Source organism: Amycolatopsis sp. NPDC049159 (assembly GCF_040648295.1).
GTDB lineage: Bacteria > Actinomycetota > Actinomycetes > Mycobacteriales > Pseudonocardiaceae > Amycolatopsis > Amycolatopsis pretoriensis_A.
Genome location: NZ_JBEZDL010000002.1, coordinates 362144 through 387293 on the forward strand (window position 1 = coordinate 362144; position 25150 = coordinate 387293).

25 protein-coding genes are annotated in these 25150 nt (G+C 70.7%); 11 read left to right on the plus strand and 14 right to left on the minus strand.

Features of this window, described 5'->3' with window-relative positions; all coding sequences use genetic code 11:
* Positions 1-79: 79 nt before the first annotated feature.
* From AB0B33_RS04940 to AB0B33_RS04960, 5 genes are read right to left on the minus strand one after another with little or no spacing between them, the layout of a single operon-like run.
* Entirely contained in the window at positions 80-1513 is a 1434-nt protein-coding gene (locus AB0B33_RS04940) for an FAD/NAD(P)-binding oxidoreductase (protein ID WP_247011952.1), read from the minus strand.
* Positions 1506-1736, minus strand: a complete 231-nt coding sequence (locus AB0B33_RS04945; RefSeq protein ID WP_086865695.1) for a ferredoxin — start codon at positions 1734-1736, stop codon at positions 1506-1508. Before AB0B33_RS04945 ends, AB0B33_RS04940 begins: the two co-directional genes overlap by 8 nt.
* The gene (locus tag AB0B33_RS04950; RefSeq protein WP_247011950.1) at positions 1736-2353 is read right to left on the minus strand and encodes a ferric reductase-like transmembrane domain-containing protein; all 618 of its coding nucleotides are present in this window, start codon (positions 2351-2353) and stop codon (positions 1736-1738) included. The genes AB0B33_RS04945 and AB0B33_RS04950 overlap by 1 nt, the downstream gene beginning before the upstream one ends.
* Positions 2346-3143 carry a DUF4142 domain-containing protein gene (locus AB0B33_RS04955; RefSeq protein ID WP_360766960.1) on the minus strand — a complete coding sequence of 266 codons (798 nt, stop codon included), beginning with the start codon at positions 3141-3143 and terminating at the stop codon, positions 2346-2348. Before AB0B33_RS04955 ends, AB0B33_RS04950 begins: the two co-directional genes overlap by 8 nt.
* Positions 3127-3726, minus strand: a complete 600-nt coding sequence (locus AB0B33_RS04960; protein ID WP_360766962.1) for a hypothetical protein — start codon at positions 3724-3726, stop codon at positions 3127-3129. The genes AB0B33_RS04955 and AB0B33_RS04960 overlap by 17 nt, the downstream gene beginning before the upstream one ends.
* Positions 3727-3956: 230 nt before the next feature.
* Between AB0B33_RS04960 and AB0B33_RS04965 the strand changes: the two genes are divergently transcribed.
* The 3 genes from AB0B33_RS04965 (at position 3957) to AB0B33_RS04975 (ending at position 6963) form a co-directional block, all read left to right on the plus strand.
* The gene (locus AB0B33_RS04965) at positions 3957-4517 is read left to right on the plus strand and encodes a sigma-70 family RNA polymerase sigma factor (RefSeq protein ID WP_360766964.1); all 561 of its coding nucleotides are present in this window, start codon (positions 3957-3959) and stop codon (positions 4515-4517) included.
* 7 nt (positions 4518-4524) lie between these two features.
* Positions 4525-5313, plus strand: coding sequence for a zf-HC2 domain-containing protein (locus tag AB0B33_RS04970; protein ID WP_360766967.1), 789 nt, complete (start codon positions 4525-4527; stop codon positions 5311-5313).
* Positions 5314-5586: 273 nt separating this feature from the next.
* Positions 5587-6963, plus strand: coding sequence for a DUF1996 domain-containing protein (locus tag AB0B33_RS04975; protein ID WP_360766970.1), 1377 nt, complete (start codon positions 5587-5589; stop codon positions 6961-6963).
* 989 nt (positions 6964-7952) lie between these two features.
* Here AB0B33_RS04975 and AB0B33_RS04980 read toward each other — a convergent pair.
* Positions 7953-9005, minus strand: a complete 1053-nt coding sequence (locus tag AB0B33_RS04980; protein ID WP_360766973.1) for an AsnC family transcriptional regulator — start codon at positions 9003-9005, stop codon at positions 7953-7955.
* A gap of 68 nt (positions 9006-9073) precedes the next feature.
* On the opposite strand from AB0B33_RS04980, the gene AB0B33_RS04985 reads away from it, so the two are divergent.
* From AB0B33_RS04985 to AB0B33_RS05000, 4 genes are read left to right on the plus strand one after another with little or no spacing between them, the layout of a single operon-like run.
* Positions 9074-10267 carry a M20 family metallopeptidase gene (locus AB0B33_RS04985; protein WP_360766975.1) on the plus strand — a complete coding sequence of 398 codons (1194 nt, stop codon included), beginning with the start codon at positions 9074-9076 and terminating at the stop codon, positions 10265-10267.
* A gap of 5 nt (positions 10268-10272) precedes the next feature.
* On the plus strand, positions 10273-10470 hold the full coding sequence (locus tag AB0B33_RS04990) for a hypothetical protein (protein WP_247011933.1): 198 nt from the start codon (positions 10273-10275) through the stop codon (positions 10468-10470).
* Entirely contained in the window at positions 10467-11882 is a 1416-nt protein-coding gene (locus tag AB0B33_RS04995) for a sodium:solute symporter family protein (protein ID WP_360766977.1), read from the plus strand. The genes AB0B33_RS04990 and AB0B33_RS04995 overlap by 4 nt, the downstream gene beginning before the upstream one ends.
* Positions 11879-13081: an amidohydrolase family protein gene (locus AB0B33_RS05000; protein WP_360766980.1), complete on the plus strand. Its 1203-nt coding sequence runs from the start codon at positions 11879-11881 to the stop codon at positions 13079-13081. Before AB0B33_RS04995 ends, AB0B33_RS05000 begins: the two co-directional genes overlap by 4 nt.
* Here AB0B33_RS05000 and AB0B33_RS05005 read toward each other — a convergent pair.
* Entirely contained in the window at positions 13078-14580 is a 1503-nt protein-coding gene (locus tag AB0B33_RS05005; protein WP_360766983.1) for a hypothetical protein, read from the minus strand. The genes AB0B33_RS05000 and AB0B33_RS05005 overlap by 4 nt on opposite strands.
* A 94-nt stretch (positions 14581-14674) precedes the next feature.
* On the minus strand, positions 14675-15472 hold the full coding sequence (locus AB0B33_RS05010) for an alpha/beta hydrolase (RefSeq protein WP_360766986.1): 798 nt from the start codon (positions 15470-15472) through the stop codon (positions 14675-14677).
* A 43-nt stretch (positions 15473-15515) separates the two neighbouring features.
* On the opposite strand from AB0B33_RS05010, the gene AB0B33_RS05015 reads away from it, so the two are divergent.
* On the plus strand, positions 15516-15902 hold the full coding sequence (locus AB0B33_RS05015) for a RidA family protein (RefSeq protein ID WP_360766988.1): 387 nt from the start codon (positions 15516-15518) through the stop codon (positions 15900-15902).
* Here AB0B33_RS05015 and AB0B33_RS05020 read toward each other — a convergent pair.
* A complete protein-coding gene (locus tag AB0B33_RS05020) occupies positions 15899-17056 on the minus strand; it encodes a steroid 3-ketoacyl-CoA thiolase (RefSeq protein ID WP_360766991.1) in 1158 nt (385 codons plus the stop codon). The genes AB0B33_RS05015 and AB0B33_RS05020 overlap by 4 nt on opposite strands.
* A gap of 231 nt (positions 17057-17287) precedes the next feature.
* Here AB0B33_RS05020 and AB0B33_RS05025 point away from each other — a divergent pair, with 231 nt between their 5' ends.
* On the plus strand, positions 17288-18514 hold the full coding sequence (locus AB0B33_RS05025) for a cytochrome P450 (protein WP_247011916.1): 1227 nt from the start codon (positions 17288-17290) through the stop codon (positions 18512-18514).
* On the opposite strand, the gene AB0B33_RS05030 is transcribed toward AB0B33_RS05025, so the two are convergent.
* Positions 18486-19067, minus strand: a complete 582-nt coding sequence (locus AB0B33_RS05030; protein ID WP_360766995.1) for a dienelactone hydrolase family protein — start codon at positions 19065-19067, stop codon at positions 18486-18488. The genes AB0B33_RS05025 and AB0B33_RS05030 overlap by 29 nt on opposite strands.
* A gap of 35 nt (positions 19068-19102) precedes the next feature.
* On the opposite strand from AB0B33_RS05030, the gene AB0B33_RS05035 reads away from it, so the two are divergent.
* Together AB0B33_RS05035 and AB0B33_RS05040 are read left to right on the plus strand one after the other, a co-directional pair.
* Complete coding sequence (locus AB0B33_RS05035) at positions 19103-19894, plus strand: transglutaminase family protein (RefSeq protein WP_360766998.1); 792 nt, start codon at positions 19103-19105, stop codon at positions 19892-19894.
* Positions 19895-19958: 64 nt separating this feature from the next.
* The gene (locus AB0B33_RS05040; RefSeq protein WP_360767450.1) at positions 19959-20981 is read left to right on the plus strand and encodes a YhjD/YihY/BrkB family envelope integrity protein; all 1023 of its coding nucleotides are present in this window, start codon (positions 19959-19961) and stop codon (positions 20979-20981) included.
* Between the two features lie 107 nt (positions 20982-21088).
* On the opposite strand, the gene AB0B33_RS05045 is transcribed toward AB0B33_RS05040, so the two are convergent.
* The 4 genes from AB0B33_RS05045 to AB0B33_RS05060 all read right to left on the minus strand — a co-directional run bounded on the left by AB0B33_RS05045 (position 21089) and on the right by AB0B33_RS05060 (position 25120).
* Positions 21089-22255 (minus strand): thiolase domain-containing protein, encoded by a 1167-nt coding sequence (locus AB0B33_RS05045; RefSeq protein ID WP_360767000.1) that lies wholly within the window; start codon positions 22253-22255, stop codon positions 21089-21091.
* Positions 22252-23265 carry a thiolase domain-containing protein gene (locus AB0B33_RS05050; protein WP_360767003.1) on the minus strand — a complete coding sequence of 338 codons (1014 nt, stop codon included), beginning with the start codon at positions 23263-23265 and terminating at the stop codon, positions 22252-22254. Before AB0B33_RS05050 ends, AB0B33_RS05045 begins: the two co-directional genes overlap by 4 nt.
* A gap of 7 nt (positions 23266-23272) precedes the next feature.
* On the minus strand, positions 23273-24250 hold the full coding sequence (locus tag AB0B33_RS05055; RefSeq protein ID WP_360767006.1) for an OB-fold domain-containing protein: 978 nt from the start codon (positions 24248-24250) through the stop codon (positions 23273-23275).
* A gap of 81 nt (positions 24251-24331) precedes the next feature.
* Positions 24332-25120, minus strand: a complete 789-nt coding sequence (locus AB0B33_RS05060) for a crotonase/enoyl-CoA hydratase family protein (protein WP_360767009.1) — start codon at positions 25118-25120, stop codon at positions 24332-24334.
* Between the last annotated feature and the right edge of the window lie 30 nt (positions 25121-25150).

Here is a 25150-nt window from a genome sequence, read left to right on the forward strand (position 1 = left end):
CCACACCGCCCAGCCGCGGAGGGGGCGTGGTGACCGGCAAGGGACAGGGCCGCCGCGCGCAGCCCCGCCCCGGCTCTCACTACCTCCCCATCGGGATGGCCATCGTCGGCAGCGCCGCTCCGGGCTGCGCGGCGAACGCCGTGGTCGGCGGGGTCGGCAGGGCCTGCGCGGGGAACGCCGTCGTGGGGATGTCGTTGGCGAACTCGCTTTCGAACTCGCGCTCGAAGGCCTGGTGGTCGAAGCCGCTGTCGAACTCCGGCGGCACCTCGGCCGCCAGCGCGGCGACCGACGGCTCGACGACCGGGACCTCCGCGACGGGCGCGGGTTCCGGCTCGGGCACGTAGTCGGGTGCGGGCAGCCGGCGGTCGAGCTCGGCCATCCAGTCGAGCATCGCCCTCGGCTTGTCCCACGCGGAGATGCCGACGAGCCTGCCGTCGCGGATGAAGCCGGTGATGCCGTCCGCGAGCGTCACGGTGTCCTCGGCCAGCGACGGCATCCCGCACATCTGCAGCCGGGTGTCGTACAACGTCGACCAGGCGCGGGGGAGCGGGGTGAACGGCTTCGCGCTCGACTGGCCCAGCAGCAGGTTGTCCGCCGCGTGCCGGGCCGACTCGACGGCGTTGATCCAGTGCTCGACCCGCCGCGGGGTCTCGTCGAAGCGCAGGTTCGGCCAGCGCGCGATGTCGCCGGCGATGACGACGTCGGAAGCCCCCTCGGCGAACAGCTTCGAGTCGCAGAGCACGCCGTCGCTGATGTCGAGGCCGGAGCCGCGCATCCAGTCGACCGACGGGACGCTGCCGATGGCGAGCACGACGACGCTGGCGACCAGCAGCTGGTTGTTCGTCAGGTGCAGCCCGACGGTGTCCTTCGTGCTGATCCAGTGCCGGACTTCGCTCTTCATCGCCAGGTTCGCGCGGTGCTCGTGGTGCGCCTCGACGACGCCGCTGGAGACGCGGTCGCCGAAGCGGTGCAGCGGCGCCTTCGCGTGCCCGACCAGGGTGACGTCCCGGCCGATGTGCCGCATGCTCGCGGCGAACTCGTTGCCGATCAGGCCGGCGCCGATCACGACGGCCGGCTTCTTGCTGGCGTTGAGGCAGCGCCGCACGGCCATCGAGTCCTCGACCGTGCGCAGGATCCGCACGCGCGGGTCGTGCCGCGGTGACCCGGGCAGGTGCCGCGGGTAGACGCCGGTGGCGGCGATCAGGCCGTCGTACCAGAGGGATTCGCCGCCGGGCAGGTGCACGACCCGCTCGGTGGTGTCCAGGTGCGTCACGCGCGCGCCGAGGCGCCAGTGCACGTCGAGGTCGGGCAGGTAGTGCGAAAGGCCCACGTCGCTGGGCCGTTCGGTCCCCATCACCAGCGCCTTCGACACCATCGGCCGGTGGTACGGGCGGCGCGCTTCGTCGCCGATGAGCACGATCTCGCCGTCGAAGTTCTGTTCCCGCAGGCGTTCCGCGGCACGCAGCCCGGCGACGCCCGCGCCGACGATGACGATCCGGTCGCCGTCAGCCATCGAGGTCCCCTCTCATCACGACCGCCTGCATCGGGCAGCAGCGAGCGGCCATCTTCGCCTGTTCCATGGTGGTTTCGTCCAGCAGCCGCGTGTGGAAGCGCAGGCGGCCGTCCTGGCCGAGGTCGAACACGTCCGGTGCCTCCATGGCGCAGATGCCGTAGAGCTCGCACCGGTCGTTGTCGACGCTGATCCGGGGCCCGCTGCCGGGCAGACGGAAGGGCATCACGCCACCTGCTCTTCCACTAGTCCGATGCGTTCGAGGGTGCGCGCGGGCATGAACCGCAGCAGCGACACCGTGACCGCCGGGACGAGCAGCGTGATGCCGCCCAGCCAGACGACGGCGAGGTGGCCGTTGGCGATCGAGCCGAACCAGGCGTGCAGCGCGGTCAGCGCCACCGCCGGGTACGCGCAGCGGTGCAGCCACAGCCAGCGGCGGTAGGAGGTGAACCGCTGCAGGCCCGCGGTGAGCGCGATGGCGAGCATGACCTCGAAGCCGACGATGCCGGCGATGTGCCTGCCTTCCTGGCCGCCGAGGAACGGGAGGAAGAGGTACTGCAGGCTGTAGGGCTGGATGGTCAGGTAGAAGAAGCCGAGCGCGTGGATGCCGCCGAAGATCAGCGTCCCGGTCGCCAGGACCATGTGCGAGCTGCGCAGCGCCTTGCGGCCGGTGACCGTGCGCACCCAGCCGGTGGCGGTGAGCACCCCCCAGGTGAGGGTCAGCATCATGGCGGCGTAGGACGCACGGGCGGCGAACGCGGCGAGCCCGCGGGCTGCCGGGTCCGTCTTCGGCTGGAACTGCTGCGTGACGAAGATCGTCGCTTCGTGCCAGGTCTCAACCATGGCTGCCCCCGGTTCTCACGGCGGCCGGCCGGCGCGACGCCCGGGCCCGGCCGCGGTTGCCCTTGATCTGGCGCAGCACGTAGAACAGGCCGCCGCCGACGAGCAGGAACAGCGCTCCCACCACGGCGATCTGGGACGTGTCGAGGCCGAGCGGCTGCCCGACCGGCGCCGCGGTGGTGGAAACGGCCGGCGTGGGCAGCGCCGTGTAGTCGACCATCCCGGTGCTTTCGAGCATCGTCATGTGCCGCATGACGGCCTGGTTGCCGACGGTCGCGAACGCCCGGACGTCGTCGTTGCGGGTGCCGGCGCGCAGCTGCGCGAGGACCGCGAACACCTGGCCGTGCGCCGCACGCAGCCGGTTGGCGAAGATGCGGTCGAACTCCGGCCCCGGCGACGCGTTCATCTCTTCGGCGAGCCAGCCGAGCTGTTCGGCGGAGGGCTGGTCGGGGACCGGCGAGTTCAGCTTCGCCGACAGCGCGCGCGTGGCCACGTCGAGGCGGCCGTGGTCCATCATGATCGCGAAGCCGACGGACTGGACGAGCGGGCTGCCCTTCTCCATCGCCATCATGCCCGAGGGCATCTCCCAGAGACCGGCCTGGCGGACCTTGGTCAGCAGCACCGCGTCGGTGTCGGACACCGTGCCGGTCTGGGCGGTCGAGGTCACGGCCACCGACGCGAGCAGGGTCAGCACCGCGACCAGCACGAACATGACCCGGACCAGGGGCCGGGAGCGGTCGCCGTCGGGCCGGAGCGCGAAGTCCGGCCCGGCGAACTCAGACGCCGAAAGCATTTTGCCTCCACTGGTCCTGGGTCAGCGTGATCTTGGAGCCGTCCGGGGCCATCGGCCACCAGGCCTGGTCCGCGCCCTGGCCGGACGTGTCGGCCGGTTCGCTGTCGCCGGCGAAGTGGTACAGCGGCCAGCCGGCCAGGGTGAGCTGCTGGGTGCCGTCGTCGCGGGTGATCTGGCCGATCAGCGCCTGGTCGACGTCGATCGGGGGCAGGGTGCCGCCGGCCTTGACCGGGATCCACTTGGCCGCGCACGCACCGGTGCAGTTCGAGCGCGAAGGGTCGGTCGTGTCCTTGTCGTAGCGGTAGATGGCGAACCCGGTCCCGTCGACGAGCATGGGACCGAGGTCGAACGTCTTCGCGGCCCTGAGCTGGCTCTTCGCCGGGTCGTTCGGCGTGGCGGTGATGGGCTGCGGCATCGCGATGGTCATCGGGGCCTGCTGCATACCGGGCATCTGCATCCCGGCGCCGCCGCCGGCGTACCCGCCGGCCGAGGTGGTGGCGGCGCCGGCGGTACAGGCGGTGAGCAGGGCGAGTGCGGTGAGGCACACGGCGGCGGGGACCGCCGTTCGGGGAATGCGGATCACTGCTCCTCCGGAGGGCATGACTACGCGCTGTACCGTGAGGTGCAACGGAAAAGCGCGCGAAGGATCCACAGTGGACATTTGGTCCGGGGTGGATGCGGAGCGTTGCGGGGGACAACGCGTTGTCGGGGGTCTTCGGTAGGGGATACGGACACGGTACGGAAACGGTTCAAAAAAGTTTCGGGACCGTTTGGTACTGGACTTGGGCCGTCCGGAGCACCAGGATGTCCCGCGTGGGACGGCACACCCGAGCGCTGAGACCCGCTCAAGATCAGGAAGTCGTTGCCGAGCTCAACGACGCCTCCGATGATCTGGCGAAGGCGCTCTACCAGGAGTTCGGCGGGTCGCTGATGGCGTTCGCGCTGCGGCTGACCGGTCACGACCGGCAGTGGGCCGAAGACGTCGTGCAGGAGACGCTGATCAAGGCGTGGCGGAACGCGGACAAGCTCGACCGCCGGCCGGAGATGCTGCGTGCCTGGTTGTTCACGGTGGCCCGGCGGATCGTCATCGACGGCTGGCGCAGCCGCAGTGTCCGACCCCAGGAGCTCGAGGAGATCGAATCCGACGCGATCACGGTGTCCGACGAATCGGACCGGACGCTCGCCGCGATGATCGTTTACGAGGCGCTGCAGGGCCTATCGCCCGAGCAGCGGGAGGCCATCCAGCAGACCTACCTGCGCGACCGGACCGTGAACGAGGTCGCGGCGACGCTCGGCGTACCGCCCGGCACCGTCAAGTCCCGCATCCACCACGCCGTCCGCGCCCTGCGCCGGGCCCTGCGTGAGCGGGGGTGAGCTGAGGGTGGCCGCGTCCGCACACACCGATGTCGCCGCGTACGTGCTCGGCGTCCTCAGCGAGGCCGAGAACTCCCAGTTCGAAGCCCACCTGATGAACTGCCCGCACTGCCAGCTCGACCTGATCGAGCTCTACCAGCTGCCGGACGTCCTCGACCTCGTCAAGCGCAGCTGGCCGGAACCCCCGATGCCCGCGCCGAGCCCGCGCACCCTCGCGCCCGGGCCGCGCGTCCTGCGCGGCCTGATGGAAGAGGCCACGGTGAAGCGCCGCCGCCGCAAGCGCCTCGGTCTCCTGGCCGGCGCCGCGGCCGCCGCCCTCGTCGTGGCCGGCCCGCTCGTGACGCTGGCGGTCCGGCCCGCCGACGCCGTCCCGCCCGCGTCGCTGTCCGCCCCGAGTACCAAGCAGGCGCCGCCGGCTACGAGCGTCCTGGCGACGAGCGTGCCGCCACCCGCCTCCGGTGCGGTCCAGCCCGGCGGCGGTCAGACCTACGGGCGCGGCAGCGGCGGGTCCGCGGTCAACGCCCTCGTGACGGTCTCGCCGGTGGAGTGGGGCAGCCGCGTCGACCTCGAGCTGCGCGGCATCGTCGGCCCGGTCAAGTGCCAGCTGGTCGCCATCTCGACGGCGGGCGACGAGCGCGTGGTCTCCAGCTGGGCGGTGCCGCCCAAGGGGTTCGGCATCCCGGGTTCGCCCGAACCGTTGCGGCTGCAGGGAACCATCTCCCTCGCGATGGACCAGATCGGCCGCTTCGAAGTCCGCGGTGACGACGGCTCGGTCCTCGTTTCCGTGCAGCGCTGAATCTTTTCTTCCCGAAAACGCGATGACCTGGATGAATGCTGCCCGGTTGCGTTCCGGTAGATAACGAACAGATAACGGACCGGTCGCTTTTGAACCTCATGGCGCTGGGGCCCGTATCCCCCAATGCATCCCCCGATGCAGATCGACGCGGCGGAACCGCACCACCCGACCCCCCGGTTCCGCGCGATTTCGACGTCAAACAAACGGTAGTTCTTGCCCGGGCCGCCGCGCCACCGGCGCGCGCCCGGAATAACGAACGAGGTGAACTAGTCTATGGCCCGGAATTCTCGGTCCCCCGTGACGGGCAAGCACCGCGTTGCCCGCCGAACCAAGATCGCGATGGGTGCGATCGGCCTGGCGATCGCCGTCGGCGCACTCGCGGTCGCGGTCAGCGCGGGCCGCACGGGCGAGGCCAGCGCGGACCCGGCGGACCCGTCGTTCTTCATCGACATCAACAAGGTTCCCGCCGGCAACAACGTGAACGCGGCCTTGAAGAAGAAGGGCGCCCAGGGCTCCTTCACCGTCGACTGTGGAACGAACGCGGACGGCGCGCACCACAACCCGGACAACTTCATCGCGCAGCCCGGGATCAAGAACGGTGCCCAGCACCTGCACGACTACGTCGGGAACGTGACCACCGACGCCGATTCGAGCCTGAAGAGCCTGCTCGCCGGCGACACCACCTGCAAGAACGGTGACCAGTCCGCCTACTTCTGGCCGGTCATCCGCGTCGACCGCGAAGACGACGCGGCCAACGCGAGCGAAAACCAGCAGGCCCAGCAGAAGCAGCAGGGCAAGACCGGCGACGTCCAGCAGGACCAGAGCGGCCAGGACGCCCAGGCCGCACAGGAGCAGGACCAGCGTCAGCGCGACGGCCGCGGCGGTGGCCGCACGAGCGCCGGGCGCAACGACGGCCAGAACGCCCAGCAGCAGGACGGCCAGGACCAGAACCGCGACGGGCAGCAGGATCGCCAGCGCCGTCAGCGCAACCAGGACCAGAACAACCAGAACGGCCAGCAGAACGGCGGCCAGAACGGCAACCAGAGCAGCACTGCCGCGGCACCGCCGGCCGAGGAGCTGGGTGGTCCGCAGGGCGAGAACGAAGAGGTCGGCGACAACGACGGCGAGATCATCGAGCCGGAGTCCGCGACCCTGAAGTTCATCGGCGGCGGCGCCCAGAACGTCGTCGCGATGCCGCTCGGCCTGCGCGTCCTCTACGGCGACGCCAAGCAGAGCACCAACGGCCCGGCGAACGCCCGGCCCAGCTGGACGTGCACCGGGTTCGAGGACCGGCTGACCGACCTGTACCCGATCTGCCCGCAGGGCAGCAAGGTCGAGCGCATCCACAACTTCCCGAACTGCTGGGACGGCAAGAACACCGACAGCGCCAACCACCGCACGCACATCGTGTTCGCCGACCAGCAGGGCAAGTGCCCCAAGGGCTTCAAGAACGTGCCGCAGCTGCAGGTGACGCTGGTCTACGACGTCCCGCAGGACGTCCAGCAGAACGGCCAGTACAAAGTGGACGCGTTCGCCCAGGAGAAGCACAACCCGCGCTCCGACCACGACGACTTCGCGAACGTGATGAGCAAGCAGATCATGGGCCGCCTGGTCAACTGCGTCAACTCCGGCAAGGCCTGCGCCGAGTAGGACGTCCCGCACTCACCGGGCATCCCCGGTGAGTGCGGTCCAGTCCACTCGCGACAGTCTTTCCACCCGGCGGGCACCGACCCGCCCACGAACCCCGGCCCGGCGGACCCTTCCTCCACCTCACCCCCCTTTCGGTCCGCCGGGGCGGTGGCACCACCCCTCGAAAAGCCGCGGAACCGCTTGGTTCCGCCGCCCCGAGCCCCGGTCCGGTGGACGCTTTCCCTCCACCTCACCCCCCAGTCCACCGGGCCGGGATTCCCCACCCCCACCCCGACCGGGCGCCAGCCGGGTCAGCGAAGGAGGAACCGGCGGGAGCCACTTCCCGCCCCGCGAGTTCCGGCCCGGTGGACGTCTTCCCTCCACCTCACCCCCACGTCCACCGGCGCCGGGACTCGACCTTCCGCAGTAGCAACGACCCAATGTGGACGCGAGCACCGCTCCACCACCCGGCTCACGAACTCCGCACCTCGGCTCGCGAGCCCCGCCCCGGTCGGCGAGCTTCGTCTCCGACAGGCGAAATCCAACTCCATCAACAAGAACTCCGGCTCGCGAATCCCTTTCTCCGCAAGCGAGCTTCACCGCCGGCGGTGTGAGCGACGTGAGCCTCAGGCCCCGGCAAGCAAGATTTCGGCCCGCAACGCGAATCCGTCCCTCAGTCCCGCGAATCCGCCCCGGCGAGCGAGATTCCCGCCCCGCAACGTGAACTCCGCCTCCGGCCCGCGAGATCCCCCCGGCAGCGTGAATCCGCCCCTCAGTCCCGTGAGCCCCGCCCTGGCGAGCGAGATCCCCGTCCCGCAACGTGAACTCCGCCTCCGCCCCGCGAGATCCTCCCCCCGCCGGCCAAGTGAACTCCGCCCCTCGGCCAGCGAACCCCAGCCGGCGAGAGCAGCCCGAACTCCGCGGCACCGGTCGACCGCCGCCCCTCGGCCCAGGCGGCTCCCGGTTCCCCCAGTCCCGGTCCGGTGGATGCTTCCCTCCACCTCACCCCCTCATCCCCCGGACCGGTCCCCGCTGCGGTCCCCGTGCTCCGGCACGGGGACCGCGGCCCAGAAGTCCAGCGGCACCCGTCCCACTCCGCGTCCGGACGCGTCGAGCAGGCGGCCCATCAGCTTCACGCTCCGCAGCGTCACCGCCCGGGCGGTGATCTCCAGCCACGGGAGCTTCGCCGCGAGCAGCGCCTCCACCGCCACCGTGTCGTGCTGGGACGGCAGCCACAGCACCAGCATCAGGTTCGCCGCCCCCGTCAGTGCCGCGCACATGCGGACCTCCGGCAACATCGCCAGCGATCGCGCGGTCGTCTCCAGCTTGTCCGGCGGGACCCGCAGCCACAGCGTCACCGTGACCGGCGCCGGCGACGCCGAACGGGCGATTTCGCACCGGATGCGGATCGCGCCGCGGCCGAGCAGGGCGTCCAGGCGGCGCCGGACCGTGGTCGCCCCGACGCCCAGCGAAGCCGCCAGCGCCGCCGCCGACGCGCGGGCGTCCGCGCCCAGAGCCAAGATCAGCGCCCGGTCCGCGTCGCCGAAGCGCAGGGGCGCGCGGTTCCTCGCCGGCTTCGCCGAAAGGGCCTCGCGCTGGCCCGGCGAGATCGCCCGGACCCGCCACCGGCTGCCCTCGGTGAACATCCGCGGCGACAGCACCGTCCGCGCCCGCACCACGCCGGGCACCGCGGGCACGTGCGCGCCGAGTTCGCGCAGGGTCGGCGCGACGACGTGGACGAGCAGGTCGCACGGCCCGGCCAGGTACTCGACGGTGACCACGTGCGGGTCCTCGGCCAGCGCGGACGCCACCCGGAGCGCGGTGCCCGGTTCGCAGTCGATCTCGACGAAGGCCAGCGCCAGCTGCGCGGTCAGCTCGCCGCCGACGTACGCGGTGAGCCACGCGTCCCCGCGCTCGACCAGCGCGTCCCAGCGCCGTGCCGCCGTCACCGCGCCCAGGCCCAGCGCCTGGCCGAGCGTCGACCACGACGCCCGCGGCGCGGCTTGGAGCGCGTCGACCAGTTTGAGGTCCTGCTCGGCCAACATGGCGGATTCTTCGCTCATCGGGCCCCGCATCGGTGGTTCCGGTGTTTTTCCCCGGCCATTGTGCTCGACACTTGCATGATCTGCGGATGACCCTGCGCTCGGACGCCGCCGCCCTGCTCGACGATCTGGTCGCCCTCCGCCGCGACCTGCACCGCATCCCCGAGATCGGCCTCCACCTGCCCCGCACCCAGGAACGGGTGCTCGCGGCGCTGGACGGCCTGCCCCTCGAAGTGAGCCTCGGCAAGAACCTGTCCTCGATCACCGCCGTCCTGCGCGGCGGCAAGCCCGGCGGCACCGTGCTGCTGCGGGGCGACATGGACGCGCTCCCGGTCACCGAGGCCAGCGGCGAGGAGTTCAGCTCGGCCCACGACGGTGCGATGCACGCCTGCGGCCACGACCTGCACACCGCGGGCCTGGTCGGCACGGCCCGGCTGCTCGCCGCCCGCAAGGACGACCTGCCCGGCGACGTCGTCTTCATGTTCCAGCCCGGCGAAGAGGGCTGGGACGGCGCCGGCCACATGATCGAGGAAGGCGTGCTGACCGCCTCCGGCAAGCACGTCGACGCCGCGTACGGCCTGCACGTCTCGGCCTCGAGCTACGCGAAGGGCCACTTCGTCGCCCGGCCCGGGACGCTGATGGCCGCGTCCGGCGCCCTCGCCGTCCGCGTGCTCGGCTCCGGCGGCCACGGCTCGTCCCCGCACGACGCCCTCGACCCGATCCCGGCCGCCTGCGAGATGGTGACCGCGCTGCAGACGATGGTCACGCGCACCTTCGACGTCTTCGACCCGGTGGTCGTCACGGTCGGCACGTTCCACGCCGGCACCCGGCGCAACATCATCCCGGACGACGCGGTGTTCGAGGCGACGCTGCGGTCGTTCTCGCCGGAGGTCGCGGCCCGGGTGGGGGAGCGCGCGGTCCAGGTGTGCCGCGGCATCGCGCAGGCGCACGGCCTCGACGTCGAAGTCACCTACGAACCGGAATACCCGGCGACGGTCAACGACGCCGCCGCGTACGACTTCGTCGCCGACACGATCCGCGACGTCTTCGGCGAGGAGCGGTTCACCGAGATGGCCGATCCGATCACCGGTTCGGAGGACTTCTCCCGCGTGCTGGAACGGGTTCCCGGCGCGTACCTCTTCCTCGGCGCCTGTCCGGGCGACCCGGAATCCTCGCCGGACAACCATTCCCCGCGCGCCCGCTTCGACGACGGTGTCCTGGGCGACGGCGCCGCGCTGCTGGCCGAGCTCGCCGTCCGCCGGCTCGGGCTCCTGGCGAGGTGACCGGCGTGCGCAGCTACCACTGGCCCCCGCTGCTCCCGGTCGTCGCACTGGTCCTGATGCCGTTCCTGCCGTTCGTGAACACCACCGGGCTGTGGCTCGGACTGCCGCGGATGGTCGTGTGGGGCGCGTTCTGGTGCCTGATGTTCACCCCGGCGCTGCTGCTCTCCGAACGCCTGATGCGCGGGACGGAGGACGAAGGATGATCCTGGCCTTCACCCTCGCCGGCATCCTGCTGATCGGTGTGCTCGGCTTCGTCGGCCGCCGCCGCCCGGCCGCGGACCTGGCCGAATGGACCGTCGGCGGCCGCCGCTTCGGCGCCGTGACGATGTGGTTCCTCCAGGCGGGGGAGGTGTTCACCACCTTCACCTTCCTCGGCATGGCGGGCCTGGCCTTCTCCGGCGGCGTCGCCGCGATGTACGCGCTGCCGTACGTGCCGATCGCCTACGTCGTGCTGTTCTTCCTCGCGAAACGCCTGTGGACGCTGGGGAAGGAGCGCGGCTACCTCACCCAGGGCGACTTCCTCGAGGACCGCTACTCCAGCCGGGCGCTCGGGACGCTGTCGGCGGTCCTCGGCGTGGTGTTCGTGCTGCCGTACCTGCAGCTGCAGATCACCGGACTGGGCCTGATCGTCCGGCTGGTCACCGGCGACAGCGCCTCCGGGACGCTGAGCATGGTCGCCGGCAGCGTGCTGGTCGTCGCGTTCGTGCTGTGGGCCGGCCTGCGCGGCGTCGCGGCGACGTCCTACTTCAAGGACGGGATCATGCTGGTCGCCCTGGTCGTGCTGATCATCGCGATGCCGACGCACTTCGCGGGCGGCATCGCGGGCGTGTTCCACAAGATCGAGCAGCTGCACCCGGAGAAGCTGATCGTCCACAGTGGAGCGAACGACCACGTCTGGTTCGTGACGAGCATGCTGGTCAGCGCGATCGGCGTCGGGCTGATGACGCTGCCGCACTCGTGGCCGGCGCTGATGTCCGCGCGCGACCCGAAGGTGCTGCGGCGCAACTACGCCTGGATGCCGGTGTACGAGCTGTGCCTGCTGCTGCCGATGGTCGTGGGCTTCGCCGCGATCCTCGTGGTGCCGAAGGGGAGTGACCCGAACGGCGTACTGCTGACGCTGTCGAAGGACGCGTTGCCCGGCTGGGTGACCGGCATCATCGTGGTCGCCGCGACGGCCACCGCGATGGTCCCGGCCGCCGGGATCCTGATCGGCATCTCGTCGCTGGTGGCGCGCAACATAGTCCGCGTCCGCAGTGGCCGCAAGCAGTTCTGGATCAACCACGGCACGGTTGTGCTCGCGAGTACCCTTGCCCTCGTGCTCGGCATCTTCCGGCCGGACCTGCTGGCCAACCTGCTGCTGCTGACCTATTCGGGGTCGGTCCAGCTGGCCCCGGCGAACCTGCTGGGGTTCCTGCGGCGGGTCCCCGTCGGCAAGGGCCCGGTGTTCGCCGGGCTGGTCGCCGGCGAGCTCGTCGTCGTCTGGCTGACCTTTGTGGACACCCACCTCGTCGGCACCGTCAACGTGGGCCTGATCGGGCTCGGCGTCAACGTCGTCGTGCTGACCCTCGCCGCGCTCGTCGCGCGGCGGCAGACTTCTCCCGTGGAGGCGGCGTGACGCGGACGGTTTTCACCGGCGGTTCGGTCTTCGACGGCACCGGCGCCGAGCCGGCGGCGGCGGACGTCGTCGTCGAGCACGGCCGGATCGTCGACGTGGGCACGGACCTGGACGGCGACGAAAGCGTCGACTGCTCGGGCGCGGTGCTGCTGCCCGGGCTGTTCGACTGCCACGTGCACGTCACGGTGTCGGACATCGGGCTGCTGGCGCGCGTGCAGAAGCCGTTCTCCTACCAGTTCTACGAAGCCGCGCGGAACCTGTGGGCGACGCTCGGGCTGGGCATCACGACGGTCCGCGACGCCTCGGGCGCGGACCTCGGCATCAAGCAGGCGGTCGACGACGGGCTGATCCCCGGGCCGCGGCTGCAGATCTCGATCGGGCTGATCAGCCAGACCGGCGGCCACGGCGACAGCTGGAACCCGTCCGGGCTGTGCGTGCCGCTGCTGGTGCCGCACCCGGGCCGCCCGGACGCGACGGTCGACGGCCCCGACGAGATGCGCCGGGTGGCCAGGACGCTGCTGCGCGCGGGCGCCGACGTCCTCAAGGTCTGCACGACCGGCGGCGTGCTTTCCCCGCGTGACGACCCGCGGCACTCGCAGTTCACCCCGGCGGAGCTGGAGGTACTGGTCGCCGAGGCGTCGATGCAGGGCCGCCCGGTGATGGCGCACGCCCAGGGCGCGGCGGGCATCAAGAACGCGGTCCGCGCGGGCGTCCGCTCCATCGAGCACGGCATCTACCTCGACGACGAGGCGATCGAGCTGATGCTCGGCCACGGCACCTGGCTGGTCCCGACCCTGATCGCCCCGGTCAACGTGGTCCGCGCGGCCGAGGCGGGCGTCGACCTCCCGTCGGCGGTGGTGGCGAAGGCCCGCGAGGTGGTGGAGGTCCACCGCGATTCGGTCCGCCGCGCGTACGCGGCGGGCGTCCGCATCGCGATGGGCACGGACAGCGGCGTGGGCCCGCACGGGACGAACCTCGAGGAACTGGCCCTGATGGCCGCGTGCGGCATGCCCCCGGCGGACGTCCTCGAGGCGACGACGTCGTCGGCGGCCCGCTTGATGGGCCTGGACGGCGAGCTGGGCCGCCTGGAGCCGGGCCTGCGCGCGGACGTCGTGGTGGTGGCGGGCGACCCGTACGACTTCCCGGCCCTGGCCTCGAACATCCGCGAGGTCTGGAAGGACGGCATCCGGGTGGTCTAGCTGCCCAACCGGGAGAGGTCGACGACGGCTTTGTCGAAGTGGAAGACGTCGGCGGGGACCGGTTTGGTGTCATCGGTCAGCAGCGAGACGTAACAGCCGTAGTCGATCGCGAAACCGTCGTACGCTCGGCCGGGGTGGCGCGGGTCGACCACGCCCCGGCGCAGGACGTGGAGCAGGCGCGCGTCGCACAGCGCGTCGATCGTCGCTGGGCGGTCCGCCGAGGCCAGAAGAAACGTACGGGACTTGCGTCGTCCCACGACCTCGTCGACCAGGCCAGCAAGGACTTGGTCGGCGTTCTCGTACCGGCTCAGTGCGATCTTCTTGTCCCGTAGGTACCAATCCTTGGCAGCCCGGCGCACGTGTGAGACATTGATCTTGCTGGCGTGTGCGTACTGGGCAGCGAACGCGGCTATGTTGATCGCGTCACGGGGCACGCCTTCGGCAGCCCTGACGAGTTCGGCCAGAGCCCCTTCGTGGAAGGTGCCCTCCGTGAACTCATCGATGTCCGGGGTGTCCGTCCGCAACATCGTCGCGAGAACTGGTCGGACGTGGTTGTAAAACAGTTGTCGAAAGAAGGCCTGGGCTTGTTTTCGTGACTGATCGAAAACCAACGCGTCGTCGAGGCTCACTGTCGAGGCAGCATCCGAGCCTACCTCGATGCCCAGGTAATCATCATGCACGGGAACGAAGAAGCGTGCGCGGTGTTCGATGGCGGCAATCTTCACCGTGATGCCGCGTATCGGCAAGACGCTGCGTCGCAGCAGGTCGGCGAGGAATGGCTGCAGGTCGAGCGGTACGCTGCTCCATTCGTCGAGCAGTAACCACAACCTCGCCGGCTGTATCCCGTCGGCGACAGTCTGGATCGCCCTGCTGAGCGGACCGAACATGACGCGGTGCTGTTCGATGCCCGTGCTTTTCCTGCGGCTCGAGGCTTTCGTGGAAGCTTTGTGGTGCAGATTCGCTTTGATCCCGCTCGTTCGGCCTAGTGACGCTTCGAAGCCGCCAGCTTGTTCGTCGGCGTCACTACGGGTTTGCTCTTGCTCGATCTCCCCGACGACTTCGATGTCGGTTGCCGCGGCAGCCCAATCGTCAAGTCCCCGCATCAACCGGTCTTGGTCGAAGTTCTGACCGTCGATGGCCAAAGTGACGAGCTGGTCGTGGACCGCCTCGAGCGTGTCCACCAGGAGCTGGGTACCGCGTTGGGCCGGGCTCAAAGCCTCATTGGCGTAAAGCCCGCCGGTTGACCCGATCGTGCGCAAGTCGAGATAGATCGCCACGTCGCCGGTCTGCTCGATGAGATCGTGGAGGTGCAGCAGTCCGTGGGTCTTGCCCGTGCCGCGTCGGCCGAAGAGGATTTGGTGATCAGCCGAGTTGATCATGGCTGAGAAGGATCCGGCGGTGACGTAAGTGGCCGCCAGCGTCGACCGATCGGCGCTTTCCGCGCGGCGGTGGATCCGCATCAGAGCCTGGTTGAGGTGCATCTGGGCGGCCTGCGCCATTCGACTCCCTGCTCCGGGGGCCCACCGGTCCTGGCGAGCCCGACTTGCGACGCCTTCCGAGTCGCCCCAGCCGGAGGGGGTGTTACAGCGAGGCTCAAAGCTCCGGGCTGAGCAGATCCTTCACCGCGGCCGCGAACTTCGCCGGGTTCCGCTGCGGCGCCAGGTGCGCCCCCGGGACCTCCGAGAACGGCAAACCCAGTTCCAGGGCCAGGATCTTCGCCGGCTGGTAGTGGTAGCGCCCCCGGCTGCCCTCGCCCGCCACCGGGAAGATCTCCGTGCTCGCGCGGCGGAGGGCGCGCAGGTCCGGGAGGTAGTCGAAGAACTCCGTCAGCTCGCGGTCGAACAGGCGGATCCAGTCGGCCTCGTGCGGCAGCCGCAGGTTGGGCAGGTCGGGCAGGGCCGCTCCCGCGATCGCGTCCGCGAAGCGCGTCACCGCGGTCATCAGCTGGCCCGCGCGGGCCAGGCGGACCTGCTCCGCCGCCGCTTCGAGCCAGCTGCCCGCGTCCGGCATCAGGTGCACCGCCGGGGGTTCGTGGGCGACCAGGGCCGTGACGCGGTCCGGGTGGCGGGCGACCAGGTCGAGGCCGATCAGCGCGCCCGCGCTCGTGCCGAACGCCAGTGCCGGGCCGTCGGTCGCGTGGTCCAGCACCGCGAGCGCGTCGTCGGCCTGCAGCGACACCGGGACCGGGCCGGTGGTGGTGTCCGTGCTGCCGAAGTGGCCGCGGCGGTCGTAGGTGATCACGGTGTAGTCCGCGTAGAGCTGCTTCGCCAGCGCGCGGTAGGAGTCACCCGCCCCGGTGCCGCCCGGGATCAGCAGCAGCGCCGGGCCCTCGCCACCGCGGCGGACGAGGAGCTCCCCGTCCGGAACCGGGCAGCGGCTCTCCGAGATCATGCATCGAAGTGAAGCACAAGGGCCACAAGCTAATGTGCGCGGCATGACCGAACGTCGAGCGATCCTGAGCGGCTCCACCTTCGAGGAACAGATCGGCTACGCCCGCGCGGTCGTCCACGGCGACCGCGTGTACGTCTCGGGCACGACGGGCTTCGACTACGCGGCGATGACGATCTCCGACGACGTCGTCGAGCAGGCGGCTCAATGCGTCCGCAACATCGAAGCGGCACTGACGGAGGCGGGCTGCACACTGTCCGACGTCGTCCGGGTCCGCTACCTGCTGCCTTCCCGCGCGGACTTCGAGCCCTGCTGGCCGGTGCTGCGCAAGGCGTTCGCGGAAGTCCGCCCGGCCGCCACGATGCTGGAGTGCGGCCTGGCGGACCCGCGCATGAAGATCGAGATCGAGGTGGACGCCCACCTGCCGCGCTAGAGCCGTTCGATGATGGTCGCCGTCGCCAGAGCGCCGCCGGCGCACATCGTCACCAGCGCCGTCGACGCGTCGCGGCGCTCCAGCTCGTGCAACGCCGTCGTCAGCAATCGTGCGCCCGTGCTGCCCACCGGGTGGCCGAGGGCGATCGCGCCGCCGTTCACGTTGACCCGCGCCGGATCGGGGCCCACGACCTGCTGCCAGGACAGTGCGACCGACGCGAACGCCTCGTTCACCTCGAACAGGTCCACGTCACCCACCGTCATCCCGGTGCGGGACAACACCCGTTCGGTCGCGCGGATGGGGCCATCCAGGTGGTAGTACGGCTCGGCGCCGACCAGCGCCTGTGCCAAGATCCGCGCCCGGGGACGCAGGCCCAGCGCCGAAGCCCGGTCGGAATCCACCAGGAGCAGTGCCGCCGCGCCGTCGGAGATCTGGGAGGACGTGCCCGCCGTGTGGATGCCGTCCTCGACCACCGGCTTCAGCCGTGCCAGGCCCTCGACCGTCGTCTCGCGCAGACCCTGGTCGCGGGCGACCAGCCGGGTTTCGCCGGTGGGGGATCCCTCGGAGGACAGGACCGGCGCCTTCACTGGCACGACTTCGCGGTCGAAGTGCCCGGCCGCCCACGCGGCCGCCGCCTTGGCCTGTGACGCCGTGCCGAACGCGTCGACGTCTTCGCGCGTCAGTCCGCGCCGGACGGCGATGCGCTCGGCCGCGCCGTACTGGTTCGGCAGGTCGATCGTCCACGACGACGGCCGCGGGGACGCGCCGGCGCGGTTGGTGCCCAGCGGGACGCGGCTCATCGCCTCGACCCCGCACGCGACGCCGACCTCGATGGCGCCCGCCGCGATCAGGCCGGCGACCAGGTGGGTGGCCTGCTGCGCCGAGCCGCACTGGGCGTCGATCGTCGTCGCGCCCGCCGTCTCGGGCAGGCCCGCGTGCAGCCACGCCGTGCGCGTGACGTTGTTCGACTGCTCGCCCGCCTGCGTGACGCAGCCGCCGATCAGCTGCTCGACCAGCGCCGGGTCGATCCCGGCGCGCTCGGTCAGCGCGAGCTGCGCGGCGCCGAGCAGCTCGGCCGCGTGCAGGCCGGCCAGCAGCCCGCCCCGCTTGCCGATGGGGGTCCGCACGGCTTCGGCGATGACCGGCACGCCCATGTCGTCCCTTTCGTCGGGAAACACTGTTCACTGATCCAAAAACTAGAACAAGTTATTGTTTAGTGCAACCCACCCCAGGCGCGGCCCTATGTTGATCTTTCGCGGGTGAGCGCATGCTCACCTGCCCTCATCGGTCAAGTTAACGGGTTTCACTAACGGTCTTCCGTTGGTTAACACCGTATGCTTCAATCCAACCTAGAACGTGTTCCAAGCCGAACCGTGGGAGGCAACGTGGCCGCTCCGCTCATCCCGGCAGGGTTCGACTTCACCGATCCCGATCTCCTGGCGCAACGACTCCCGGTGGACGAGTTCGCCGAGCTGCGGCGGACGGCACCGGTGTGGTGGAACCCCCAGAAGCACAACACCGCGGGTTTCCGCGACGACGGCTACTGGGTCGTCTCGCGCCACGCGGACGTCAAGGAGGTCTCCCGCGACAGCACGCTGTACTCGTCGCGGGAAAAGACCGCCATCATCCGCTTCGACGAGAACATGACCGAGGACAACCTCGACGCGAACCGCCTGGTGCTGCTCAACATGGACGCCCCGCAGCACACCAAGCTGCGGCGGATCGTGTCGAAGGGCTTCACCCCGCGGTCGATCTCGAAGCTCGAGGACACCCTGCGCGACCGCGCGGAACGGATCGCCCACGAGGCCCGCAAGAAGGGGACCGGCGACTTCGTCACCGACGTCGCGTGCGAGCTGCCGCTGCAGGCGATCGCCGAGCTGATCGGCATCCCGCAGGAGGACCGGCTCAAGATCTTCGACTGGTCCAACCAGATGGTCGCCTACGACGACCCGGAGTACGAGGTCGCCCCGCTGGAGGCGTCCGCGCAGCTCATCGGCTACGCGTGGAACATGGCCGAGGACCGCCGCAAGTGCCCGATGGACGACATCGTCACGAAGCTGATCCAGGCCGACGTCGACGGCGAAGCACTCGGCTCGGACGAGTTCGGCTTCTTCGTCATCCTGCTCGCCGTGGCCGGCAACGAGACGACGCGCAACGCCATCACCCACGGCATGAAGGCGCTCCTGGACCACCCGGACCAGTGGGAGCTGTTCAAGGAGCAGCGGCCGAAGACGGCGCCGGACGAGATCGTCCGCTGGGCCACCCCGGTGGTCGCCTTCCAGCGCACCGCTACCCGCGACACCGAGCTCGGCGGCGCGCAGATCCGCAAGGGCGACCGCGTCGGCATGTTCTACAGCTCGGCCAACTTCGACCACGAGGTCTTCGGCGACCCGGAGAAGTTCGACATCCTCCGCGAGGACAACCCGCACGTCGGCTTCGGCGGCACGGGCTCGCACTACTGCATCGGCGCGAACCTGGCCCGCCTGGAGATCGACCTGATCTTCAACGCGATCGCCGACGTCATGCCGGGCATCACGGAGGCGGCACCGCCGGTGCGGCTGCGCTCCAGCTGGCTCAACGGGATCAAGCACTACCCGGTTCGGTACGCCTGAGGAACTCCAGGACCCGCTCCCAGGTGCGCTCCGCCGCGGCTTCGTCGTGGTCGGGGCCGTCCGGGTCGGTGTAGAAGTGGCCGATGCCCGGGTACGTGTGCACCCGGGCGTCGGCGCCCACCCGGGCCGTGGCCGCACGCCAGGCCGCGACCTGGGCCGGGGGTGCGATCGGGTCGGGGTCGGCCACGTGCACCTCGACCGGCAGGCCGGGGCGGGCCGCGGCGGGCAGGTTCCCCAGCGCGTGCAGCAGCAGGACCCCGGCGGTGGCCGGCCGGTGCGGCAGCACCGTCTCGACGACGCCCGCGCCCATCGACACGCCCACCAGCACCGTCGCCGGGGGCAGGTCGCGCACCGCGTCTCGGGCTCGCCGGGTGATGGTCTCCCAGCCGACGGCGTCCTTCAGCGCGAATCCGGCTTCGATGTCGGGCGCGGTGCGGCCGTCGTAGAGGTCCGGGGTCGTGACGGCGTGCCCGGCCGCCCGCAGCCGGTCGGCGAAGCCGAGTTCGACGGGCCGCAGCCCCAGCACCGAGTGGAAAACCACGACGTCGCTCATCCGGCAATCGTGCCCGAGGGTGACATCATGGGGCGATGGCCCCTCGAGCGACGGTCGACGTCGAGCTCTCCTTCCGCGTCACCGAACCCGGGCCGGTGGCGATCTCGGTCGCCGCGGCGCGCGCCGACACCGACGAGCTGACCGTGTCGTGGCACGGGGAGAGCGAGTCCGTCGAGTTCGAGCACGGGACCCGTGCCGAAGTCTTCGAGCTGCCCGTCGGGGAGCACCGCGTCGCCTACCACGCCGAGCGCGTCTTGGGTGAGCCCGAACCCGAGCCGGTCACGCTCGCCGACGCCGCCGTGTTCACCCGGCCGAGCCGGTACTGCCCGTCCGACCGGATCGCCGGGCTGGTGCCACCCGAGCTGTTCGCCTTGAACAGCACGAAGAAACAGGTCGACGCGATCGTCCGGTACGTCCATGAGAGACTGTCCTATGTGGTCGGCTCGGGCCGCGTGACCGACGACGCGATCGACACCCTGCTGGCCGGCGCCGGCGTCTGCCGCGACTTCGCGCACGTCTGCATCGCGCTGTGCCGGGTCCTCGACATCCCCGCGCGCTACGTCGGCGTCTACGCGCCCGGCCTGTCGCCGATGGACTTCCACGCGGTCTTCGAGGCCGGCATCGCCGGGCGCTGGTACGTCTTCGACGCCACCCACCTGGCGCCGCGCCAGACCATGCTCCGCATCTCCACCGGCCGCGACGCCGCGGACACGTCGTTCCTCGCCACCCTCGGCTGCGAGCTCGACTTCCTGGGCAGCACGGTGTTCGCGACGACGGACGCGGCGCTGCCCGAGGACCACTGGGCGGAGCTGGTGGCGCTCGGGTGAGCCACTTCCCGGGCCGAACCCGCGTGTTGCCTGCGCAAGGAGGGCTCCGGCTGGGTAGACAGTCCTGGTGAAGAGTTCCCCCAAGGCGCCGAGCCCCTGGGCCCGGGCACGTGCCCGGTACCGGTGGCTGGACCACATCGCCCGCGCGACCAACCGCTACATCGAGTGCGGCGGGTACCACTACGTCGCCTCGATCACCTACTTCAGCCTGCTGTCGCTGGTGCCGCTGCTGATGGTCGCCTCGTCGGTCGCCGGGTTCGTGCTGGCCAGCCAGCCGCACCTGCTCGACACGCTGGTCCACGCGATCGTCTCGACGCTGCCCGGCGGGCTCGGCGACAAGGCCACCGACCTGCTCACCGGGTTCGTCGAACAGCGGACGAGCGTCGGGGCCTTCGGTCTGGTGATCGGCGCCTACTCGGGCTGGAACTGGATGAACGCGCTGCGGGACTCGCTGACCGCGTTGTGGGGGCAGAACCGCTCCGACCAGCCGCTCCTGCGGCTCATCGCCGTCGACCTGCTCGCGCTGGTGGGCTTGAGCGCGGCGCTGCTGGTGTCGTTCACGCTCACCATCTCCGGCACCGCGCTCGGCGGCTACCTGCTGCGGCTGGCCGGCTTCGACGACACGAGCTGGGGGCACCAGCTCGTCTCGGCGTCCTCGGTGCCGCTGTCGCTGGCCGCCGACTGGCTGGTGTTCCTGTGGGTGCTGACCCGGCTGCCGCGGCAGAAGGTCGGCGTGCGCAGCGCGGTCCGCGGCGCGATCGCGCTGGCCCTCGGGTTCGAGGCGCTCAAGCTGGCCGGCGGGTTCTACCTCCGGCTGATCGGCGACTCGCCGACCGGCATCGCGTTCGGCTCGGTGATCGGCCTCATCTTCTTCATCTCGCTGGTGGCGCGGCTGCTCGTCTACGTCACGGCGTGGACCGCGACCGGCTCCGACGCGCCGCCGACGCCGGTCCAGCCGCCGGCGCCGGTGGAGCTGAACCCGGTGGTCGTGGTCGACCCGCCGATCGCGGTGCCGGCCACGGTCGGCGTGCTCACCGGCGTGGTCGGCACCCTCCTGGCCCTGCGCTGGCGCCGCTCCCGCCGCTGACCCCGCACTTTCCTAGGGAAAGCTCCGCTTTGCATCGCAAAGCCGCACTTTCGTAGGGAAAGCTCCGCTTTGCATCGCAAAGCCGCACTTTCACGTGAAAGTGCGGTTCAGGAACCGGGCTTCTCGGAGCCGACCAGCCACATCGAGAAGTACTGGGAGCCGCCGCCGTAGGCGTGGCCGAGTGCGCGGCGCGCGCCGTCCACCTGGTAGTCGCCGGCGCGGCCCATGACCTGCTTGGCCGCTTCGGAGAACCGGAGCATGCCCGACGCGCCGATCGGGTTGGACGAGAGCACCCCGCCGGACGGGTTGACCGGCAGCCGGCCGCCCAGCGCCGTCTCGCCCTTCTCGGTCACCTTCCAGCCCTCGCCCTCGGGCGCGAACCCCAGGTTCTCCAGCCACATCGGCTCGAACCACGAGAACGGCACGTAGATCTCGGCGACGTCCACTTCGGACATCGGGTCGGTGATGCCGGCCTCGGCCCACAGCGCGGCCGCCGCGTCCCGCCCGGCCTGGGGGTTCACCTGGTCGCGGCCGGCGAACGTGGTCGGCTCGGTGCGCATCGCCGTCGCGTGGATCCAGGCCGCCCCGCCCTCGACGGCGTCCCCGGCGGCCTCGTCGCCGAGCACCATCGCGCAGGCGCCGTCGGACGACGGGCACGTTTCGTCGTAGCGGATCGGGTCCCACAGCATCTGCGACGCCCGCACCGACTCGACCGTGATATCGGGCTGCCGCAGGTGCGCGAACGGGTTCAGCGCCCCGTTGCGGCGGTCCTTCGCCGCGACGATCGCCCCGACGTGGTCGGGCGCGCCGGAGCGCCGGATGTAGGAGCGCACGTGCGGCGCGAAGTAGCCGCCCGCGCCCGCGCCGACCGGCATCTGGAACGGCGGCAGGATCGACAGGCCCCACATCGCGTTCGACTCGGACTGCTTCTCGTACGCCACGGTGAGCACGCGGCGGTGCACGCCGGACTGGACGAGCGAGGCCGCGACCAGCGCCGTCGACCCGCCGACCGAACCGGCGGTGTGCACGCGCAGCAACGGTTTCCCGGTCGCGCCCAGTGCGTCGGCTAGGAACAGCTCGGGCATCATCACGCCCTCGAACAGGTCCGGGGCCTTGCCGAGCACGACGGCGTCGATGTCGGCCCACCCCACCTGGGCGTCGGTCATCGCGCGGTCGATCGCCTCGCGCAGCAGGCCCGGCATCGAGACGTCCGCGCGCTTGGCGCGGTGGTGCGTCTGGCCGGTGCCGAGCACGGCGGTGAGCTGCTTGGTCATCGGGCCTCCAGCACGGTCACCAGGTTCTGTTGCAGGGCGGGGCCGCTCGTCGCGTGCGCCACGGCCTTGCGGGATTCGCCGCGGTGGATCCGGGCCGCGGCCTCGCCGATCCGGGCGAGCCCGGCGGAGAACATCGGGTTCGCGGCCAGCGCGCCCCCGGAAGGGTTGACGTCGACGCCGTCGCCGAGCCCGAGCGCGGTCCGCAGGATCAGCTCCTGGTGCGTGAACGGCGCGTGCAGCTCGGCGAGGTCGACGCCGTCCAGGTCGAGGGCCTTCGCCGCCGCTTCGGTGGACGGCGAGCGCGTCAGGTCGCGGGCGCCGAGCACGGGGGAGTCGACGCGGTGCTCGATCCCGGCGAGCACCGCGGGCCGCTCGACGATGTCCCGTGCCCGTTCCACAGTGGACAGGACGATCACGGCGGCGCCGTCGGTGACCGGCGCGATGTCGTGCTTGCGCAAGGGATCCGCGACGTACGGCGTGTCGAGCAGTTCGCTGACGTCCTTCGCGGTGCCTCGGGCGGCGACTTCGGCCAGGTCCTTTTCGGACCACAGCCCGGCCTCCAGGCCCAGTCGCGCCTGGATCCCGGCGATCGAAACCGAGTCCGGCCACAACGGAGTGACGACGTAGGGGTCGAGCTGCAGGGCGAGCACCCGGCGCAGCTGCCCGGCGCTGGACTTGCCGAAGCCGTAGACGAGCGCGGTCTCGACCTCGCCCATCCTGATCTTCAGCCAGGCCTCGTAGAGCGCCCAGGCGGCGTCCATTTCGACGTGGGACTCGTGGATCGGCGGGAACGCGCCGATCGCGTCGACCGCGGCGATGAACGAGAACGCGCGCCCGGCCAGGTAGTCCGACGAGCCGGAACACCAGAAGCCGATGTCCTCTTTGGACAGGCCGGTCCTTTCGAAGACCTCGGCGAAGATCGGGACGAGCATTTCGACGCCGTTGGTGGTTCCCTCGGTCTCCCGGACGTTGGGGGCCTTGGCGAAGCCCGCGATGGCGACGTCTGGCATCAGGACCTCACAGGTGGTGGGCGAAGGTTTCGTAGGCCGCGTCCGGCTCGCCGGTCGGCTCGAAGTGGCTGATGTTCTCCAGCGACGTCCACCACTCTTCGCGGGGTTTCCACGCCGCCCGCACGCGCATGCCCATCTTGACGTCCTGGGCGTCGCACCCCAGCACGAGGTGCAGGAACGCGATGTCGGCGCCGTCGAGCAGGATGTACGCGGCCACGTACGGCGGCTTGAGCCGCTGGCCGAGGAACGGGACGTTGACGATGCAGAACGTCGTCACGATGCCGGTGTCGGGGAGTTCGACCTCTTCGGTGGTCGGCACGCCGTCGGTCGGGCAGGCCCCGCGCGGCGGGATGTAGACCTTTTCGCACGCGGGGCAGCGCTGCCCGATCAGCTTGCCCTCGGCGAGCCCGCGCAGGTAACGGCTTTCCTCGGGTGACGCGGAGTGCATGTACTTCAGGTGCACGGGCGTGATGACGACGCTGACCGGCGCACCCTCTTCCCGGGCGGCGACCGGGGGAGCGGGCTCGGTCGGCGTGGTGTCCGCGGCGTCCACGGGCAGGAAGTAGGCGATGTCCCGGATGTGCCCGACGGCCTCCTCGGCCCACCGCACGCGCACCCGCTGTCCACTGTGGATCTTCGACGGCGAGCCGGCGTCCACGGCGTGCAGCATGGCGGTGTCGGCGCCGTCCAGCTTGACCAGCGCCCAGGCGAACGGCCGGCGCAACGGCTGCCCGTCCAGGGGTTCGGCGCACCATGACCACGAAACGACGGTGCCCTCTTCGCTCACCGGGACGAACTCGCCGAGCTGTTCGGCGGTCACGGGATCGTATTCGACCGGCGGCACGTGCACGCGCCCGTCGCTCCCGCGGATGCCTTCGATCCGGTGCTCGCGAAGGCCGTTGACGAACCGGCCCAGTACGGGCCCGGTCGAGCGCGTGTAGTCGAAGCCGACGTTGAGGGGTGCCGCCAGTGGTGTCTCGGTCACACCCTTGAGTGAAACACGTTCTTGTTCTACCGACAAGGTCCCTCCACGTGGTGCTTTGATTCTAGGAGAACGTGTTCCATGTCAGCGGCCGCGGAACTCGGGCTTGCGCTTCTCGCTGAACGCCCGTGGTCCTTCCTTCGCGTCCTCCGACGCGAAGACCTCGATCCCGTACTGCGAGTCGAGCTTGAAGGCCTCCTCCTCGTGCAGGCCTTCGACGTCCCGGATCGTCCGCAGGATCGCCCGCACGGCGACCGGTCCGTTCGCGTTCACCAAAGAAGCCAGCTCCAGGGCCTTCGCGAGTGCGGTCCCGTCCGGCACCACGTGCCCGATCAGGCCGATCGCCAACGCCTCGGCGGCGGTCAGGTGGCGGCCGGTCAGCAGGATGTCCGCGGCCACCGTGTACGGGATCTGGCGCGGCAGCCGCACCGCCGACCCGCCCATCGGGAACAGGCCCCACCGGGCCTCCGACACCCCGAACCGGGCGGACTCGCCCGCCACCCGGATGTCCGTTCCCTGGAGGATCTCCGTCCCGCCCGCGATCGCCGGGCCTTCGACCGCCGCGATCAGCGGCTTCGTCAGGCGGCGGCCCTTCAGGAGGCCCGGGATGTGCGCGGGGTTGAACTTGCCCGAGGCGAACGACTCCGAAGGGGAGTTGCGGGACATCGACTTCAGGTCCGCGCCCGCGCAGAACGCGCCGCCCGCGCCGGTCAGGACGCAGCTGCGGATCGAGTCGTCCGAATCGACCCGGTCCCAGGCCTCGACCATGATCGCCATCATCTCGCCGGTGATCGCGTTGCGCGCCTCGGGCCGGTTCATCGTGACGACGAGGGTCTGCCCCTCCTGCGAAACCAGCGCGTGCGGTTCACCCACGGAAGACCTCCTGAAGGAGCAGTGCCATTG

Excerpts from the sequence above, each read along its gene's own strand:
- AB0B33_RS04940 (WP_247011952.1), bottom strand. The coding sequence starts at position 1,513 with ATGGCTGACGGCGACCGGATCGTCATCGTCGGCGCGGGCGTCGCCGGG.
- AB0B33_RS04945 (WP_086865695.1), bottom strand. The coding sequence starts at position 1,736 with ATGCCCTTCCGTCTGCCCGGCAGCGGGCCCCGGATCAGCGTCGACAAC.
- AB0B33_RS04950 (WP_247011950.1), bottom strand. The coding sequence starts at position 2,353 with ATGGTTGAGACCTGGCACGAAGCGACGATCTTCGTCACGCAGCAGTTC.
- AB0B33_RS04955 (WP_360766960.1), bottom strand. The coding sequence starts at position 3,143 with ATGCTTTCGGCGTCTGAGTTCGCCGGGCCGGACTTCGCGCTCCGGCCC.
- AB0B33_RS04975 (WP_360766970.1), top strand. The coding sequence starts at position 5,587 with ATGGCCCGGAATTCTCGGTCCCCCGTGACGGGCAAGCACCGCGTTGCC.
- AB0B33_RS04980 (WP_360766973.1), bottom strand. The coding sequence starts at position 9,005 with ATGAGCGAAGAATCCGCCATGTTGGCCGAGCAGGACCTCAAACTGGTC.
- AB0B33_RS04985 (WP_360766975.1), top strand. The coding sequence starts at position 9,074 with ATGACCCTGCGCTCGGACGCCGCCGCCCTGCTCGACGATCTGGTCGCC.
- AB0B33_RS04995 (WP_360766977.1), top strand. The coding sequence starts at position 10,467 with ATGATCCTGGCCTTCACCCTCGCCGGCATCCTGCTGATCGGTGTGCTC.
- AB0B33_RS05005 (WP_360766983.1), bottom strand. The coding sequence starts at position 14,580 with ATGGCGCAGGCCGCCCAGATGCACCTCAACCAGGCTCTGATGCGGATC.
- AB0B33_RS05010 (WP_360766986.1), bottom strand. The coding sequence starts at position 15,472 with ATGATCTCGGAGAGCCGCTGCCCGGTTCCGGACGGGGAGCTCCTCGTC.
- AB0B33_RS05015 (WP_360766988.1), top strand. The coding sequence starts at position 15,516 with ATGACCGAACGTCGAGCGATCCTGAGCGGCTCCACCTTCGAGGAACAG.
- AB0B33_RS05020 (WP_360766991.1), bottom strand. The coding sequence starts at position 17,056 with ATGGGCGTGCCGGTCATCGCCGAAGCCGTGCGGACCCCCATCGGCAAG.
- AB0B33_RS05030 (WP_360766995.1), bottom strand. The coding sequence starts at position 19,067 with ATGAGCGACGTCGTGGTTTTCCACTCGGTGCTGGGGCTGCGGCCCGTC.
- AB0B33_RS05035 (WP_360766998.1), top strand. The coding sequence starts at position 19,103 with ATGGCCCCTCGAGCGACGGTCGACGTCGAGCTCTCCTTCCGCGTCACC.
- AB0B33_RS05045 (WP_360767000.1), bottom strand. The coding sequence starts at position 22,255 with ATGACCAAGCAGCTCACCGCCGTGCTCGGCACCGGCCAGACGCACCAC.
- AB0B33_RS05050 (WP_360767003.1), bottom strand. The coding sequence starts at position 23,265 with ATGCCAGACGTCGCCATCGCGGGCTTCGCCAAGGCCCCCAACGTCCGG.